Consider the following 13,617-nt stretch of genomic DNA (forward strand, 5'->3'; position numbering starts at 1 on the left):
TCGGCGCAAGCGCACCTCTCACGCCTCGTCATCGGGCCGCGCTTCGCGCGGACCCGGTGGCCCGCAATGACGGAACGTGGGGCGAGCGCTCGGCTAGCTTCCCAACCATGTCGTCAGCACCACCGCGGTCATGTTGTTCAGCCCATGCAGCACGATGGTGAGCCACAACGAGCCCGCGCGATAGCGCATATAGCCGAACCACAGGCCGATCGAGAAAACCTCGGCAAGGAAGTAGAGATCGTACTGGATGTGCACCACCGTCCACACCAGCGACGACAGCACGATCGCGCCGGGCACACGCAGAAAGGTTTCCGACCAGCCGCGATAGAGGAAGCCGCGCGCGAGCACCTCCTCCGACATCGGCGCGGCCAGGCTGAACGCCAGCAGGAGCAGCAGCGCGCCGCCCTTGTCGCGCCCCGATTTGAGGAGATCGGTCATGAAGCCGGGCGTCGCCTCGCGGCCCAGCGAGCGGGAGACAACTTCCCAGGCGAGCACGATCAGGATGAGACCGACCGCGCCAAGCACGATTTGCCGCCATGACGGCCAATGCAGCGCGAGATAATCGACGAAGGAGGCCTTCCTGATACGAATGGCGAGCCACGCAACGAGAAGCGTCGCGGGCAGCCCCATGATGACCGACAGGGCGAGCGCTTGAGGCTCAGCGCCGACGAGCTGCATCGATGCGAGGTTGAGAGACAGACCGCGCCCCACCACGAGCAACACGACCGCGCCGATCTGCCCGACGAACATCGCGACAAGGAGCAAAAAGCCCCACAACGCCGTGCCCCAGAACTTCCAGACGCGCGGCGGCGCAGGCGTCTCGGTCGGCGGCGGATGATCGGGATTGAGGGAATCCATCAGGAGGCTTTCGTCTGGCAGGCTCACGGCAGCGCCCGCCCGAGCAGCGCGCGCACGTCGCCACCCTCGAGCTCGACTGCGCCATACATGCTGGCGTGATTGGTGGCGAGGCGGGTGGTGGCGAACAATTCAGCGTTGTGAGGCGACATGTCGTTGAGCGCAGCGGCCGCAGCCAGCAGCGCCAGCTTCTCGACCGCCAGCCGCGCAACGCGCTCGCCATCGGCGCGGCGGAAGGTTTTGCCGATGAAGGCGACGACCTCGCCTGCCCCGGGCAGGCCTTTCGTCTCGGCCGCCAGCGTTTGCAGCACGGCCATCGCCGCCTCCGGCTCGCGCGAGAGCGCGCGGAGTACGTCGAGGCACATCACATTGCCCGAACCTTCCCAGATCGCATTGACCGGCGACTCCCGGTAATGGCGCGCCAGAATGCCGTCCTCGACATAGCCGTTGCCGCCGAGGCACTCCATCGCCTCGTAAAGGAATGGCGGCGCACTCTTGCAGGTCCAGTATTTGATCGCGGGCGTCAACAGCCGCATATAGGCGGCCTCCGCCGCATTATGCGGCGCGCGGTCGAAAGCGCGGCAAAGCCGCATCACCAGCGCTATGCTAGCCTCCACATGCAGCGCCATGTCGGAGAGGACGGCCTGCATCAAGGGCTGATCGGCGAGATGCTTCTGGAACACGCTGCGGTGACGGGCGTGATGCAACGCATGGGCGAGGCCTGAGCGCATCAGGCCGCTAGAGGCAATCGCGCAATCCTGCCGCGTCAGCTGCACCATCTGGATGATGGTGCGGATGCCCTTGCCCTCCTCGCCGACACGTTCGGCATAGGCGCCGACAAACTCGACCTCGGACGACGCGTTCGAACGATTGCCGAGCTTGTCCTTCAGCCGCTGGAACTGGATCGCATTGACTGAGCCATCAGGCGCAAAGCGCGGCATGAAGAAGCAGGTCAGTCCCTGCTCGGCCTGTGCCAGCACCAGGAACGCATCGCACATCGGTGCCGACATGAACCATTTGTGGCCGGTGACGCGATAAGCATTCCCATCGCGCACCGCGCGCGTCATGTTGGCGCGCACGTCGGTGCCGCCCTGCTTCTCGGTCATGCCCATGCCGAGTGTCATGCCGCGCTTGTCCCACCACGGCGCAAAGCTCGGATCGTAGCTTTTGGTCGACAGCACCGGCATCACCTTGCCGAGCAGGTCCGGCTGCATCGCCAGCGCGGCGACCGAGGCGCGCGTCATCGTGATCGGGCAGAGATGGCCGGTCTCGACTTGCGCGGCCATGTAGAATTTTGCCGCACGTATGACTTCCGCGGCGTCGCCCACAGGCTTCCCATCCGCGGTCCATGTCGAATTGTGCAGGCCCGCGTGCGCGCTGTGCGCCATCAGCTCGTGATAGCCAGGGTGAAACTCGACCTGGTCGCGGCGATTGCCCTTGGCATCGAAGGTGCGGAGCTTCGGCGTGTTCTCGTTCGCGACGCGCCCGCGATCGGCCATCGCCGCCGAGCCCCAATGCTTGCCGAACTCCGACAGCTCCCGTTCCGCTGCGGCGCCACCATTGGCCTTCACGGCCTCGACCAGCGGACGGTCCACGGCAAACAGGTCGACATCCTCAAAGGGTGGCGACTGGTTGAAGACCTCGTGGGTCGCGAATACAGGCTGGGTCATGACGGGTCTCGGACCGGAATCAGTTCCGCCGCGGCTGGATCGGGAAATCATAGGCCGCCCCGCCCGCCCCCGGCAGGGAAAAATGCCACCACTCCTTCGAATAGTTCACAAAGCCTTGCCTCGCCATCGCAGCCACCAGTCGCTTGCGCCAGGCGCGCTGATCGGGCGAGATCGACGGTGCTGCGGTATGCCCTTTCTCATCGGTGCAATCATAGCCGGTGCCCATGTCGACGCTGCCTTCCGGCAGCCGCGCCGCGACCGGCGCCGTGCAATCGGCGTAGGATTTTGCGGGATCAATCCTGGCCGAATTGTCGGCCTTCAGATCGACCAGCGTGAGGTCGAGCGCCGCGCCCGTGGAATGCTGCGAGCGGCTTGCGATATAGCCGAGACGAAACAGCTCGGTCTTGGCGATCCGCGGGTTATAGCGTCGATCTGCCGCGCTCTCATGGCCGTTCTGCGACCATCTCACCATGTCGAGCGAGGCGCGCGCCGGCCGGTAGCAGTCGAACATTTTCACCGACAGGTTCTGCGCAGCCAGTTCCTGCTGGACCGCTTTCAGCCGCAAGCCCACGTCCCGCTTCACCACGCACTCACCGGCGCCGTAGCCGGCGAGCGGACGGCCGACGAAATTGTTCGGCGTGGCGTAGCGGATGTCCTGGATGATCGTGGGATCGATATCGCGCAGATAGACGAAGCCGCCGGGGAGTGACTGGGCGTGGGCTGCGGAAACGGTCGCGATCAGTACAATTGCAATTCGAATTGATTTCACGGAATGCCCCTGCATCGCCTGGTCGGGCTTGTCCCGGCCATCCAAGCCCTTTTTGCGGCGAGAAGTCAGACAGATCAGGGGATAACTCCCCGCCCCGGCATTGGCCCTTGCTCCCCCCGCCATCCGCGCCTATAGCTCTCGCTTTAATGACATCGAAATCGACCTTCGTCCTCGGCCACCGGCATTTGCTGGGCATCGAGGGCCTTTCCGCGGCCGACATTACCGGCCTTCTCGACCTGTCCGAAGAATATGTCGAGCTCAACCGCCAGGTTGACAAGAAGCGCACCGTCCTGCGTGGACGGACGCAGGTGAACCTCTTCTTCGAGGCCTCCACCCGGACCCAATCCTCGTTCGAGCTCGCAGGCAAGCGCCTCGGCGCCGACGTCATGAACATGTCGGTGTCCTCCTCGTCCATCAAGAAGGGCGAGACGCTGGTCGACACTGCAATGACGCTGAACGCCATGCACCCTGATATCCTGGTGGTGCGCCATCACGCCTCCGGCGCGGTGGAACTGCTGGCGCGCAAGGTTGACGGTTCCGTGATCAATGCCGGCGACGGCGCGCATGAGCATCCGACCCAGGCGCTGCTCGACGCGCTCACCATCCGCCGCAACAAGGGCCGGATCGAGGGCCTCGTCGTCGCGATCTGCGGCGACGTGCTGCATTCGCGCGTCGCCCGCTCCAACATCATCCTGCTCAACACAATGGGCGCCCGCGTCCGCGTCGTCGGCCCCTCCACGCTGCTGCCGCCCGGCATCGAGCGCATGGGCGTCGAAGTCGCGCGCGACATGCGCGAGGGCCTCAACGGCGCTGACATCGTCATGATGCTGCGGCTGCAGCGCGAGCGCATGAACGGCTCCTTCGTGCCGTCGACCTCGGAATATTTCCACTATTTTGGGCTCGACCAGAAGAAGCTCGCCTACGCCAAGCCCGACGCGCTGGTGATGCATCCGGGTCCCATGAACCGCGGCGTCGAGATCGACACCGCGGTTGCCGACGGCGCGCAGTCCCTGATCCGCGAACAGGTGGAGATGGGGGTTGCCGTGCGCATGGCGGTGCTGGAAGCGCTCGCCCGTAACCTTCCGAACGCGTGATGCCCATGCTGACCGACCGCCGCCCGATCCTGCTCGCCAACGCCCGCGTCGTCGACCCCTCGAGGGATTTCGACGGCCCCGGCGACGTCCTGATTGCCGACGGCATCATCCGCGAGACCCGCCGCGGCATTGGTGCTGCCGGCGTCCCGGAAGGTACCGACGTCGTCAACTGCTCCGGCAAGATCGTGGCCCCCGGCCTGATCGACATGCGCGCCTTTGTCGGCGAGCCCGGCTTCAGCCATCGCGAAACCTTTGCGTCGGCGAGCCAGGCGGCCGCGACCGGCGGTATCACCACCATCATCTGCCAGCCCGAAACGTCGCCGGTCATCGACAACTCGGCGACCGTCGACTTCGTGATGCGCCGCGCACGCGACACCGCGATCGTCAACATCCAGCCGATGGCCGCGCTGACCAAAGGCATGCGCGGCGAGGAGATGACCGAGTTCGGCCTGCTCAAGGCCGCCGGCGCGATTGCCTTCAGCGATGGCGACCGCAGCGTGACCAATTCGCAGGTGATGCGGCGCGCGCTGACCTACGCCCGCGATTTCGACGCGCTGATCGTGCATCACACCGAGGACCCCGACCTCGTCGGCGAAGGCGTGATGAACGAAGGCGAGTTCGCGAGCCGGCTCGGCCTGATGGGCATCCCGAACGCCGCGGAGGCCGTGATGCTGGAGCGCGACATGCGCCTCGTCGCGCTCACCGGCGGCCGCTATCACGCGGCCTCGCTGTCCTGCGTCGACTCGCTCGAGATCCTGAAGCGCGCCCGCGACGCCGGCCTTGCCGTCAGCGCCTCGGTCTCGATCAATCATCTTGCGCTGAACGAGAATGACATCGGGCCCTACCGGTCCTTCCTGAAATTGTCGCCGCCGCTGCGCAGCGAGGACGATCGCCGCGCGCTGGTCGAGGCGGTGGCCTCCGGCCTCGTCGACGTCATCATGTCCGATCACAATCCGCAGGACGTCGAGGTCAAGCGTCTGCCCTTCGCGGAAGCCGCTCCCGGCGCCATCGGGCTCGAGACCATGCTGCCGGCGGGCCTGCGGCTGGTGCACAATGACGAGCTCGACCTCAAGACGCTGATCCGGGCGATGTCGACACGGCCGGCCGAATTGCTGGGTCTAGCAGGCGGAACCCTGCGCGTGGGCAGCCCGGCCGATGTCGTGGTGATCGACCCTGATGTCCCCTGGGTGGTCGATCCCGCCGACCTCAAATCACCCTGCAAGAACACCCCGTTCGACGAAGCGCGCTTTACAGGCCGCGCCATCAGGACCATCGTCGGCGGACGAACGGTTTACGAGCATGTCTAATGGGCGCTGGTTATGTCAGCCATGGAGAGGCCGCCATGGGGCTTGATGCATTCCTGCCGGTGGCCTTCGTCATCGGCTACCTCCTCGGCTCGATTCCATTCGGGCTGGTGCTGACCAAGCTCGCCGGCACGCAGGATCTGCGCTCGATCGGCTCCGGCAATATCGGCGCCACCAACGTGCTGCGCACCGGCCGCAAGGGCCTCGCCGCGGCAACCCTGCTGCTCGACGCGCTCAAGGGCACCGCGGCGGTGGTGATTTCGGGCTATCTCGCCGGCCCCAATGCCGCGATGCTGGCGGGACTCGGCGCCTTCCTCGGCCACCTCTTCCCGGTCTGGCTCAAGTTCAAGGGCGGCAAGGGCGTCGCCGTCTATATCGGCATCCTGCTCGGCCTGTTCTGGCCGGCAGCGCTGGTGTTCTGCGTGATCTGGCTGGCGACCGCCTTCACCACCCGCTACTCCTCGCTCTCGGCGCTGGTGGCGGCGTTCATCACGCCGCTGTTCCTGTGGTGGTTCGGCCACCTTGCCCTGGCCTCGCTGTCCGCCGTGCTGACGCTGCTGCTGTTCTACATGCATCGCGAGAACATCAAGCGGCTGCAATCAGGAAAAGAAGGCCGCATCGGCGAGAAGGCTTAAGTCCCGCTTTCGAATCCGAGACCGGAAAAAGTACGGATACCGCCACAGGGCTTCCGCATTATATGCCAAATCCTGTTCGCAACTTTCATCCGACTCGCGGGAGCTAGTGGCGGTCAGGTTCCATGCCTGTCATCCTGACAGTGGACATGGCGTTACGCGGTAGCTCAGAATGAGCGAGAAGATTGACGGCACGCATGATGGTGGTGGCTCGCAGGGCACTGCGGCAAGCCGCCTGCTCTCGCTGACCAACGTCTGGTCGGATGCGCCCTCGCCGCCTCCGGCCCCAGAGCCAGCTCCCGTTCCGCCGCCGCAGCCTGCTCGCATCGCGCAAGCCCCTGTAACGGTCGAGGTGGCACCGAGGCCCGCACCCGTGCGAACGCGTGCGAACCAATGGCCACCGCGAAAACTCTCGTTGGCGCTCCAAGGCGGCGGCACCTTTGCCGCCTTCACCTGGGGCGTGCTGGAGCGGCTGCTGGAAGAGCCGTCCGTTGAATTCGACACCATCAGCGGCGCCAGCGCCGGCGCCATCAACGCGCTGCTGCTCGGCTGCGGCCTTGCCGAAGGCGGCCGCGAAGGTGCCCGCAATCGTCTGAACCGGTTCTGGACCCGGCTGATGCACGAGGCCTCGTTCCGCTCGCTGATGCTGGTCGGCGGCTTCTCGCCGGCGGGAAGCTCCGTCGCCTTCGGCCCGACGCTGCGCTCCGGCCAGTTCGATCCGTTCGATCTCGACCCGCTGCGCCAGACGCTCTCGCGCGACATCAATTTTGCTGCCTTGCGCGACGCGAAATGCCCGAAGCTGCTGATCGCGGCGACGCGAATCCGCGACGGCGAGCTGCAGATTTTCGGCAATGACGTCATCACCGCCGATGTCGCGCTGGCCTCGACCTGCCCGCCGCTGGTGCACTGCGCGGTCGAGATCGACGGCGAGGCCTATTGGGATGGGGGCTTCGGCGGCAATCCGCCGCTGATCAAGCTGGCGCAGCAATCGACGACCGCCGACTTGCTCCTCGTTCAGGTCACGCCGACGCGCGATGCTTACGTGCCCATCACGCTCGCCGCGATCGATCGCCGTCTCGACCAGATCGCGGCCAACGCCGCGCTCAAGGCCGAGATCGCCGCGATCGAATGGGCGCAGGCGCACGCGGCGCCAACGCTGCGGTTCTCAAGGATCGCGGCCGAAGACTCCGTTGACGGGCTCGCGCAGCGCTCATCCGCCGATCTCGGCCGCGGCTTCATTCGCGCTTTGCACAGAAGCGGCCGCGAGGCCGCTGAGCGCTGGCTCAGGCAAGGCACGACAGGCACTGAAGCCCGACGCGCTTTGCCCGTGGCCGAGCCGGCGCTAGCCTGATTTCGCCAGCGCGTTCTCCAAAAACCACGCCGCCGCGAGTGCGCCGGGATCGTTGCCAAAGCGCGCGATCACCTGCACGCCAACAGGCAGGCCGCAGACCTTCATCACCGGCACGTTGACGCAAGGATTGCCCATCAGAGTCCACAGCCGATTGTAGCGAGGCGAACCGGTCGATGCGAGCTCCTTGGCCGGCGCCGTGCCCGGCGCGGAATAAGTGAGCAGCACGTCGAAACCCTCGAACAGTTCAGCCATCTCGCGACGGCCGCGGCGGGCGATGCGGCGCGCGTCGTCGTACTGCTTCGGTGTCAGTCCGACGGTCTCATCGAGGCTGGCGCGCAGCAGCGGCGCGATCTCGTCATGGTGCTGGTCAAACTCCCAGGCGAGCGCGCGATGCGCCTCAAAATCCTGGATGATGGGATGGATGCGCCAGGCTTCCTTGACCGCTTCAGGCAGATCGACGATCTGCACGCTGGCCCCCGCCTTCTCGGCCGCCTTGATCGCGGCCAGCAAGCCCTCCTCTGCCGCCGGCTCGACGGCGTCGGCAAACTCCTGCCTGACCACGCCGATGCGCGGCGACTTCGCCGCGACGATGCCGGAGAACTCGGTGCGGCCGGTCATTCCCAAAAGTCCGCGCGCGAGATCTTCCGCGCGCGATCCGAACAGGCCGACCGTGTCGAGCGCCCACGAATAGCATTTCACACCGACCGTCGGCAGCATCCGGAACGACGGCTTGATCGCAGCAGCTCCGCAATAGGCGGCAGGCCGGATCACCGAGCCCCCGGTCTGGGTGCCCAGCGCCAGCGGGATCATGCCGGCGCCGACCGCGGCCGCCGATCCCGAGGACGAACCTCCCGGCGTGTGGCCGGGATTGTGCGGATTGAGGGTCGGCGTCGGATCGCGCGAGGCGAACGCCGTGGTCGTGGTCTTGCCGATGATGGTGGCACCCGCCCGCTTCAGCATCATCACCACAGCCGCATCCGCGCGCGGCTGCCAGCCTCGATAGATCTCCGAGCCCATCTCGGTCGGCATATCGGCGGTGTCGATGATGTCCTTGATGCCGACCGCGATACCGCGCAGCGGTCCGGAGGCCTGCGCTTTCGCCGATTTGTCGTGACGAACGAAGGCGCGAACGTCCTTCTCCCTGGCCTCGATCGCCGCATGCGACTGGGCGATCGCCGCATCGGGCGAAAGCTCGCCAGCTTCAATGCGGCGCTGGAGATCGGCAAGTGAAATCATGGCAATACCCTTCTTATTGGCATCGCTTTTAGCATTGCGACAAGGCCGCGCAAGCGCATGCCACGCTTGCTCACGCCTTCAGGTTGTTCCATGCTGCCTCTACAAGGAGACACCGTGGACGCCATCAATCCGAGCAGCGAGCTGACCGAACAAGAGCGGATTGACCGCCTGCGGCTGATCCGCACGGACAATGTCGGGCCACGTACCTTCCGGTCACTGGTCGAACATTTCGGCACGGCGCGTGCGGCGCTGGAGCGGCTGCCGGATCTGGCGCGCCGAGGCGGCGCACAGCGATCCGGCCGCATCTGCAGCGTGGATGAAGCGAAGGCCGAGCTCGCCGCGAGCCGCAAGTTCGGCATCGCCTGGCTCGCAGCGGGCGAGGACGGATATCCGGCGCGGCTCGCGACGCTCGACGATGCCCCGCCATTGCTCGCCGTACGCGGCGACGTCGCAACGCTGATGCGTCCGATGATCGCGATCGTCGGCTCGCGCAATGCCTCCGGCGCCGGCCTGAAATTCGCCGGTCAACTCGCGCGCGAGCTCGGCGAAGCCGGCTTCATCGTCATCTCCGGCCTTGCCCGCGGCGTCGACCAGGCGGCGCATCGCGCCAGCGTCGAGTGCGGCACCATCGCGGTGCTCGCCGGCGGCCACGACTGCATCTATCCACCCGAGCATGGCGATCTGCTCAGCGCGATCCTCGATCACGCGGGCGCAGCGATCTCCGAAATGCCGCTCGGCCATGAGCCGCGCGCCCGCGACTTCCCCCGCCGCAACCGGCTGATCTCGGGCGCATCGCTCGGCGTGGTCGTGGTGGAAGCCGCGCACCGCTCGGGCTCGCTGATCACCGCGCGCATGGCCGCCGAACAGGGCCGCGAGGTGTTCGCGGTCCCCGGCTCGCCGCTCGATCCGCGCGCCGCCGGCACCAACGATCTGATCAAGCAGGGCGCAACGCTCGTCACGGGAGCGTCCGACATCATCAACGCGGTTCAGCCGATCATGGAGCGGCCGTTGATGAGTCCTGCGAGCGAGCCCGACGGCGAACCGTTCGAGAGCGATCCGCAAGGACATGACCGCGACCAGATCACCGGCCTGCTCGGCCCCGCCCCCATCTCGATCGACGATCTCGTGCGGATGTCCGGCGCCTCGCCCGCGATCGTGCGCATGGTGCTGCTGGAGCTCGAGCTCGCCGGCCGGCTCGAGCGCCACGGCGGCGGACTTGTGTCGCTGCTCTAGCCGCCGTTCCGCCCGTCAAACCGCGTTCTTGCCGCCGCGATCTGGTCCTGGTGGGTCATCGCCCACTCGCCCAGTGCCTTCACCGGCTGCTGCAATCCGCGACCGAGATCGGTCAGCTCGTAGTCGACGCGCGGCGGAATGGTCGGGAAGATCGTGCGCGTGACGAGGCCGTCGCGCTCCAGCCCGCGCAGCGTCAAGGTCAGCATCCGCTGCGAGATGCCGTTGATCATGCGCTTGAGCTCATTGAAGCGCTTCGGTCCGTCGCTGAGCATCATGATGACGAACACACTCCATTTGTCCCCGACGCGCGCGAGGATCGAAGCGACGCTGCGGCAGTCGGAATGGTTGGGATCCGGCCTCCGCTCGGCAGGAAAATCGATGTGTGTCGGTTCCAAAGATGTGCCCATGGCTCAAAAAAGTGCGTTCTTGCGGGAGTTTTGACAGTCACTCATGTAGTGCGGGTTACAAATCTATACCATGGGTGACCCCAATGAAACTCCTCCATATCGACTCCAGCGTCCTCGGCCCCCACTCCGTCTCCAGGCAGGTTTCTGCCGCCATCGTCGACCGGCTCAGACAGGCGACGCCCTCGCTCGACCTCGTCTACCGTGACCTGACCCAGACCCCGCTCGCGCATCTCTCCGGATCGCATCTGGCGGCCGCCCAGGGCGCGCCGGCGCCGGCGGAACTCGGACCCGACCTCGCGGCGAGTGCGGCCGTGCTGGACGAGTTCCTCGCGGCCGACGTCGTCGTGATCGGCGCGCCCATGTACAATTTTACGATTCCAAGCCAGCTCAAGGCCTGGATCGATCGCGTGCTGGTGGCGGGGAAGACCTTCAAATATGACGCCAACGGCCCGCAGGGCCTTGCCGGCGGCAAGCGCGTGATCGTGGCGATCTCGCGTGGCGGCTACTACGGTCCGGGCACTCCGGCAGCCTCACTCGAACATCTCGAAAGCTATCTGCGCGGCGTGTTCGCGTTCATGGGCATCACCAACCCCGAATTCATCGTCGCTGACGGAATCCAGGTTGGCCCCGACCATCGCGAGAAAGCGTTGGCCGGCGCGCTCCAGGCGGCCACCTCCTTGCGAGCGGCGTAAGGCTGCGCCGACGACAGCCGCTGCCGGATCCCGGCGGCGGCTGAAAGATCGACAAAGCTAAAACCAGGCGCCCTGCACGCCGAGGATCACGGCAACGAGCGACATGAGCAAGCCGATGCCCGAGAATATGGCAACCCCAATGAATTCCGACATGTCGGAGTGCCTGGCGGGAACTGCGGAACGTTCAGTGTAAATACGCGGGTCTGAAATCGGAGCAAAAATGCGTGCTGCTTTCGGCATAACGGGCTCCCTTTAATGGGTCTTATGACCCCCTGCCCGTAGAAAGGTCTTGGCAGCGCACGCGAAGGTTCAACGCATCACGCAAGGTTCAGAAAATACATCTCGCAAGACGCGGGAACCGGCCGGCGCAACCATTTTCGGCGCACCAGCCGATTCAATTTTCACTTCACTTGATCATCAGCGATAGATCGGCGCACCGCTCGGCGAGGCCACCGCGCCGCCGTCGACGAAGATCTCCTGTCCCTGAATGTGCCCGGCATCGTCGGAGGCGAGGAACAGCACCGTCTTCGAGATGTGATCGGGTTCACCAATGCGGCCGAGCGGCGTCGCGAGCCCGATGCGCTTCTCGAACGCCTTCTCCGCGTCGGGCGTTGCAATCGCGGCGCCCCAGATCGGCGTGCGGATCGCACCCGGCGCAACGACATTCACGCGGATGCCGCGCGGCGAGAGTTCCGAGGCCATGATCCGCGCCATCGCCCGCACACCCGCCTTCGCCGCGCCATAAGCGGAGTAGCCGGGATTGCCGAGCACTGAGATCACCGATCCATTGAGGATGATCGAGGCGTTGTCGTTGAGATAAGGCAGCGCCGATTGCACCGTGAAGAACACGCCGGTGAGATTGGTGCTGATCACCTTCTCGAACATCTCACGCGTCGTCGAGCCGAGCGGTGTGCCGCCGGGGATGCCGGCATTTACAAACAAGATGTCGAGCTTGCCGAACTTGTCGGTGCCCTTCTTGATCGCAGCTTCGGTCGCGGCGATGTCGGTCGCATCCGCAGCGAGCGCGATCGCGTTCGGGCCGAGTTCCCTTGCGGCCGCCTCCAACGTTTCCTTGTTGCGCCCTGTGATGGTCACCTTCGCGCCCTCGGCCACGAACAGCTTTGCCGTTGCCAGGCCAATGCCGCTATTGCCGCCGGTGATCAGTGCCGTCTTATTCGTCAGCCTCATGTTCGCCTCCAGTGGTTGCATAATGAAACTATGTTGCCATCTAGGCCGAATGGTTTTATGATGCAACCACACATCCGCGTGATCCGCCCCAACATCGTGCGAACGCGATAGGACCAGGACGATGGTGAAACGAACGAGCTTTGAGGGCGATGGCTGCCCGATCGCGCGATCGCTGGAGGTGATCGGCGATTGGTGGTCACTCATAATCATCCGCGATGCGATGCTCGGCTTGCGTCGCTTCGGCGAGTTTCAGAGCAAGCTGGGCGTGGCCAAGAACATCCTGTCCGCGCGGCTGCGATCAATGGTCGACCACGGAATTCTGGAAACAGCCCCCGCCTCCGACGGCAGCGCCTATCAGGATTATCTGCTGACGCCGAAGGGACGCGGCCTGTTCCCAATCCTGGTCGCGCTCCGGCAATGGAGCGAAGAGTTCGACGATGCGCCCGAGGAGATCGACACCATCATGATCGATCGTGCCAAAGGCCGTCCGGTGAAGAAGCTCGAGCTGCACGCCGAGGATGGACGGTTGCTCAGCCTCGCCGACATCACGCTGAAGCCGCGGCCGGCACCGCGGCGGCGGTCGGCGGGATAACTATCGTACCAGTCGCTCTGTGGCAAAGCCGTGACCAAACACTCGATGTCATCGCCCGCGAAGGCGGGCGATCCAGTAGTCCAGAGGCGGTCGTGATTCCCCGATAAGCTGCGGCATACTGGATTCCCCGCCTTCGCGGGGAATGACGAATGTTGTGGAGCGACAGCCACCCTCACGACAGCTTCCGCTTGCTCCGTAGCCGCAAATGCTCGTCGGCCTCGAGCTTGGTCATGCCCAGGAGATAATGGAGCACGTCCAGCTTGTGGCGCTCGGCGAGCTTGCGCAAGCTGGCGACCTGCTCGGCAATGAAGGCAACCGCCTCATCAGCCCCGCCCTCGCCCGGTTCCTCGTTGCGCGAAACTGCTTGTGCGCCCGACGCGGCGCGCGCCCGCTTCTTCTCTGGCTTTGCCACCAGCCCCACCCGAATCCATGCCCCGCGGGGACATTACGCCGATAGCGGCCGCAACTCCAAGGTGGTAATTTGCAACTTTCTCGATATGAAACTTTTCCCAATCCGCGGGCTTTCAACACCCTTCGATTTGACAGGACCCGCCCCACCACCCATGTTCGGGACGAAACGGCCGACCCGAATCT

15 protein-coding genes are annotated in these 13,617 nt (G+C 65.3%); 7 read left to right on the forward strand and 8 right to left on the reverse strand.

Translation table 11 applies throughout. The features are described from left to right. Nucleotides 1–93: 93 nt before the first annotated feature. From XI06_RS26640 to XI06_RS26650, 3 genes are read right to left on the reverse strand one after another with little or no spacing between them, the layout of a single operon-like run. A complete protein-coding gene (locus XI06_RS26640; RefSeq protein WP_271606929.1) occupies nucleotides 94–858 on the reverse strand; it encodes a CPBP family intramembrane glutamic endopeptidase in 765 nt (254 codons plus the stop codon). 23 nt (nucleotides 859–881) lie between these two features. After that, complete coding sequence (locus XI06_RS26645; protein WP_271606913.1) at nucleotides 882–2,525, reverse strand: acyl-CoA dehydrogenase family protein; 1,644 nt, start codon at nucleotides 2,523–2,525, stop codon at nucleotides 882–884. A gap of 19 nt (nucleotides 2,526–2,544) precedes the next feature. After that, nucleotides 2,545–3,309 carry a M15 family metallopeptidase gene (locus XI06_RS26650; RefSeq protein ID WP_271606930.1) on the reverse strand — a complete coding sequence of 255 codons (765 nt, stop codon included), beginning with the start codon at nucleotides 3,307–3,309 and terminating at the stop codon, nucleotides 2,545–2,547. Between the two features lie 131 nt (nucleotides 3,310–3,440). Here XI06_RS26650 and XI06_RS26655 point away from each other — a divergent pair, with 131 nt between their 5' ends. From XI06_RS26655 to XI06_RS26670, 4 genes are all read left to right on the forward strand, one after another. Then, a complete protein-coding gene (locus XI06_RS26655) occupies nucleotides 3,441–4,388 on the forward strand; it encodes an aspartate carbamoyltransferase catalytic subunit (RefSeq protein ID WP_143845774.1) in 948 nt (315 codons plus the stop codon). Nucleotides 4,389–4,393: 5 nt separating this feature from the next. After that, nucleotides 4,394–5,695, forward strand: a complete 1,302-nt coding sequence (locus XI06_RS26660) for a dihydroorotase (RefSeq protein WP_237862555.1) — start codon at nucleotides 4,394–4,396, stop codon at nucleotides 5,693–5,695. Between the two features lie 35 nt (nucleotides 5,696–5,730). Further along, complete coding sequence (gene plsY / locus XI06_RS26665; protein WP_237861654.1) at nucleotides 5,731–6,327, forward strand: glycerol-3-phosphate 1-O-acyltransferase PlsY; 597 nt, start codon at nucleotides 5,731–5,733, stop codon at nucleotides 6,325–6,327. A 169-nt stretch (nucleotides 6,328–6,496) separates the two neighbouring features. Then, nucleotides 6,497–7,675: a patatin-like phospholipase family protein gene (locus XI06_RS26670; RefSeq protein WP_271606914.1), complete on the forward strand. Its 1,179-nt coding sequence runs from the start codon at nucleotides 6,497–6,499 to the stop codon at nucleotides 7,673–7,675. Here XI06_RS26670 and XI06_RS26675 read toward each other — a convergent pair. Then, nucleotides 7,667–8,911, reverse strand: coding sequence for an amidase (locus tag XI06_RS26675; protein ID WP_271606915.1), 1,245 nt, complete (start codon nucleotides 8,909–8,911; stop codon nucleotides 7,667–7,669). The two genes, XI06_RS26670 and XI06_RS26675, sit on opposite strands and share 9 nt — an antisense overlap. Nucleotides 8,912–9,001: 90 nt before the next feature. Between XI06_RS26675 and dprA the strand changes: the two genes are divergently transcribed. After that, complete coding sequence (gene dprA, locus XI06_RS26680) at nucleotides 9,002–10,144, forward strand: DNA-processing protein DprA (protein WP_271606916.1); 1,143 nt, start codon at nucleotides 9,002–9,004, stop codon at nucleotides 10,142–10,144. Here the strand turns inward: dprA and XI06_RS26685 are convergent. Then, nucleotides 10,141–10,551, reverse strand: a complete 411-nt coding sequence (locus XI06_RS26685; RefSeq protein WP_271606917.1) for a winged helix-turn-helix transcriptional regulator — start codon at nucleotides 10,549–10,551, stop codon at nucleotides 10,141–10,143. The genes dprA and XI06_RS26685 overlap by 4 nt on opposite strands. Nucleotides 10,552–10,634: 83 nt before the next feature. On the opposite strand from XI06_RS26685, the gene XI06_RS26690 reads away from it, so the two are divergent. After that, nucleotides 10,635–11,243 (forward strand): FMN-dependent NADH-azoreductase, encoded by a 609-nt coding sequence (locus tag XI06_RS26690; protein WP_271606918.1) that lies wholly within the window; start codon nucleotides 10,635–10,637, stop codon nucleotides 11,241–11,243. Nucleotides 11,244–11,300: 57 nt separating this feature from the next. Here XI06_RS26690 and XI06_RS26695 read toward each other — a convergent pair whose 3' ends face one another. Beyond that, nucleotides 11,301–11,483, reverse strand: a complete 183-nt coding sequence (locus XI06_RS26695; protein ID WP_237861646.1) for a hypothetical protein — start codon at nucleotides 11,481–11,483, stop codon at nucleotides 11,301–11,303. Nucleotides 11,484–11,660: 177 nt separating this feature from the next. Continuing rightward, a complete protein-coding gene (locus tag XI06_RS26700) occupies nucleotides 11,661–12,431 on the reverse strand; it encodes an SDR family NAD(P)-dependent oxidoreductase (protein ID WP_237861645.1) in 771 nt (256 codons plus the stop codon). A 121-nt stretch (nucleotides 12,432–12,552) separates the two neighbouring features. Here XI06_RS26700 and XI06_RS26705 point away from each other — a divergent pair, with 121 nt between their 5' ends. Next, the gene (locus tag XI06_RS26705; protein WP_237861644.1) at nucleotides 12,553–13,023 is read left to right on the forward strand and encodes a winged helix-turn-helix transcriptional regulator; all 471 of its coding nucleotides are present in this window, start codon (nucleotides 12,553–12,555) and stop codon (nucleotides 13,021–13,023) included. A gap of 172 nt (nucleotides 13,024–13,195) precedes the next feature. Here the strand turns inward: XI06_RS26705 and XI06_RS26710 are convergent, their stop codons facing one another. After that, entirely contained in the window at nucleotides 13,196–13,435 is a 240-nt protein-coding gene (locus XI06_RS26710) for a hypothetical protein (protein WP_237861642.1), read from the reverse strand. Nucleotides 13,436–13,617: the final 182 nt, after the last annotated feature.

Source organism: Bradyrhizobium sp. CCBAU 11434 (genome assembly GCF_028128895.1).
Taxonomy (GTDB): Bacteria; Pseudomonadota; Alphaproteobacteria; order Rhizobiales; family Xanthobacteraceae; genus Bradyrhizobium; species Bradyrhizobium zhengyangense.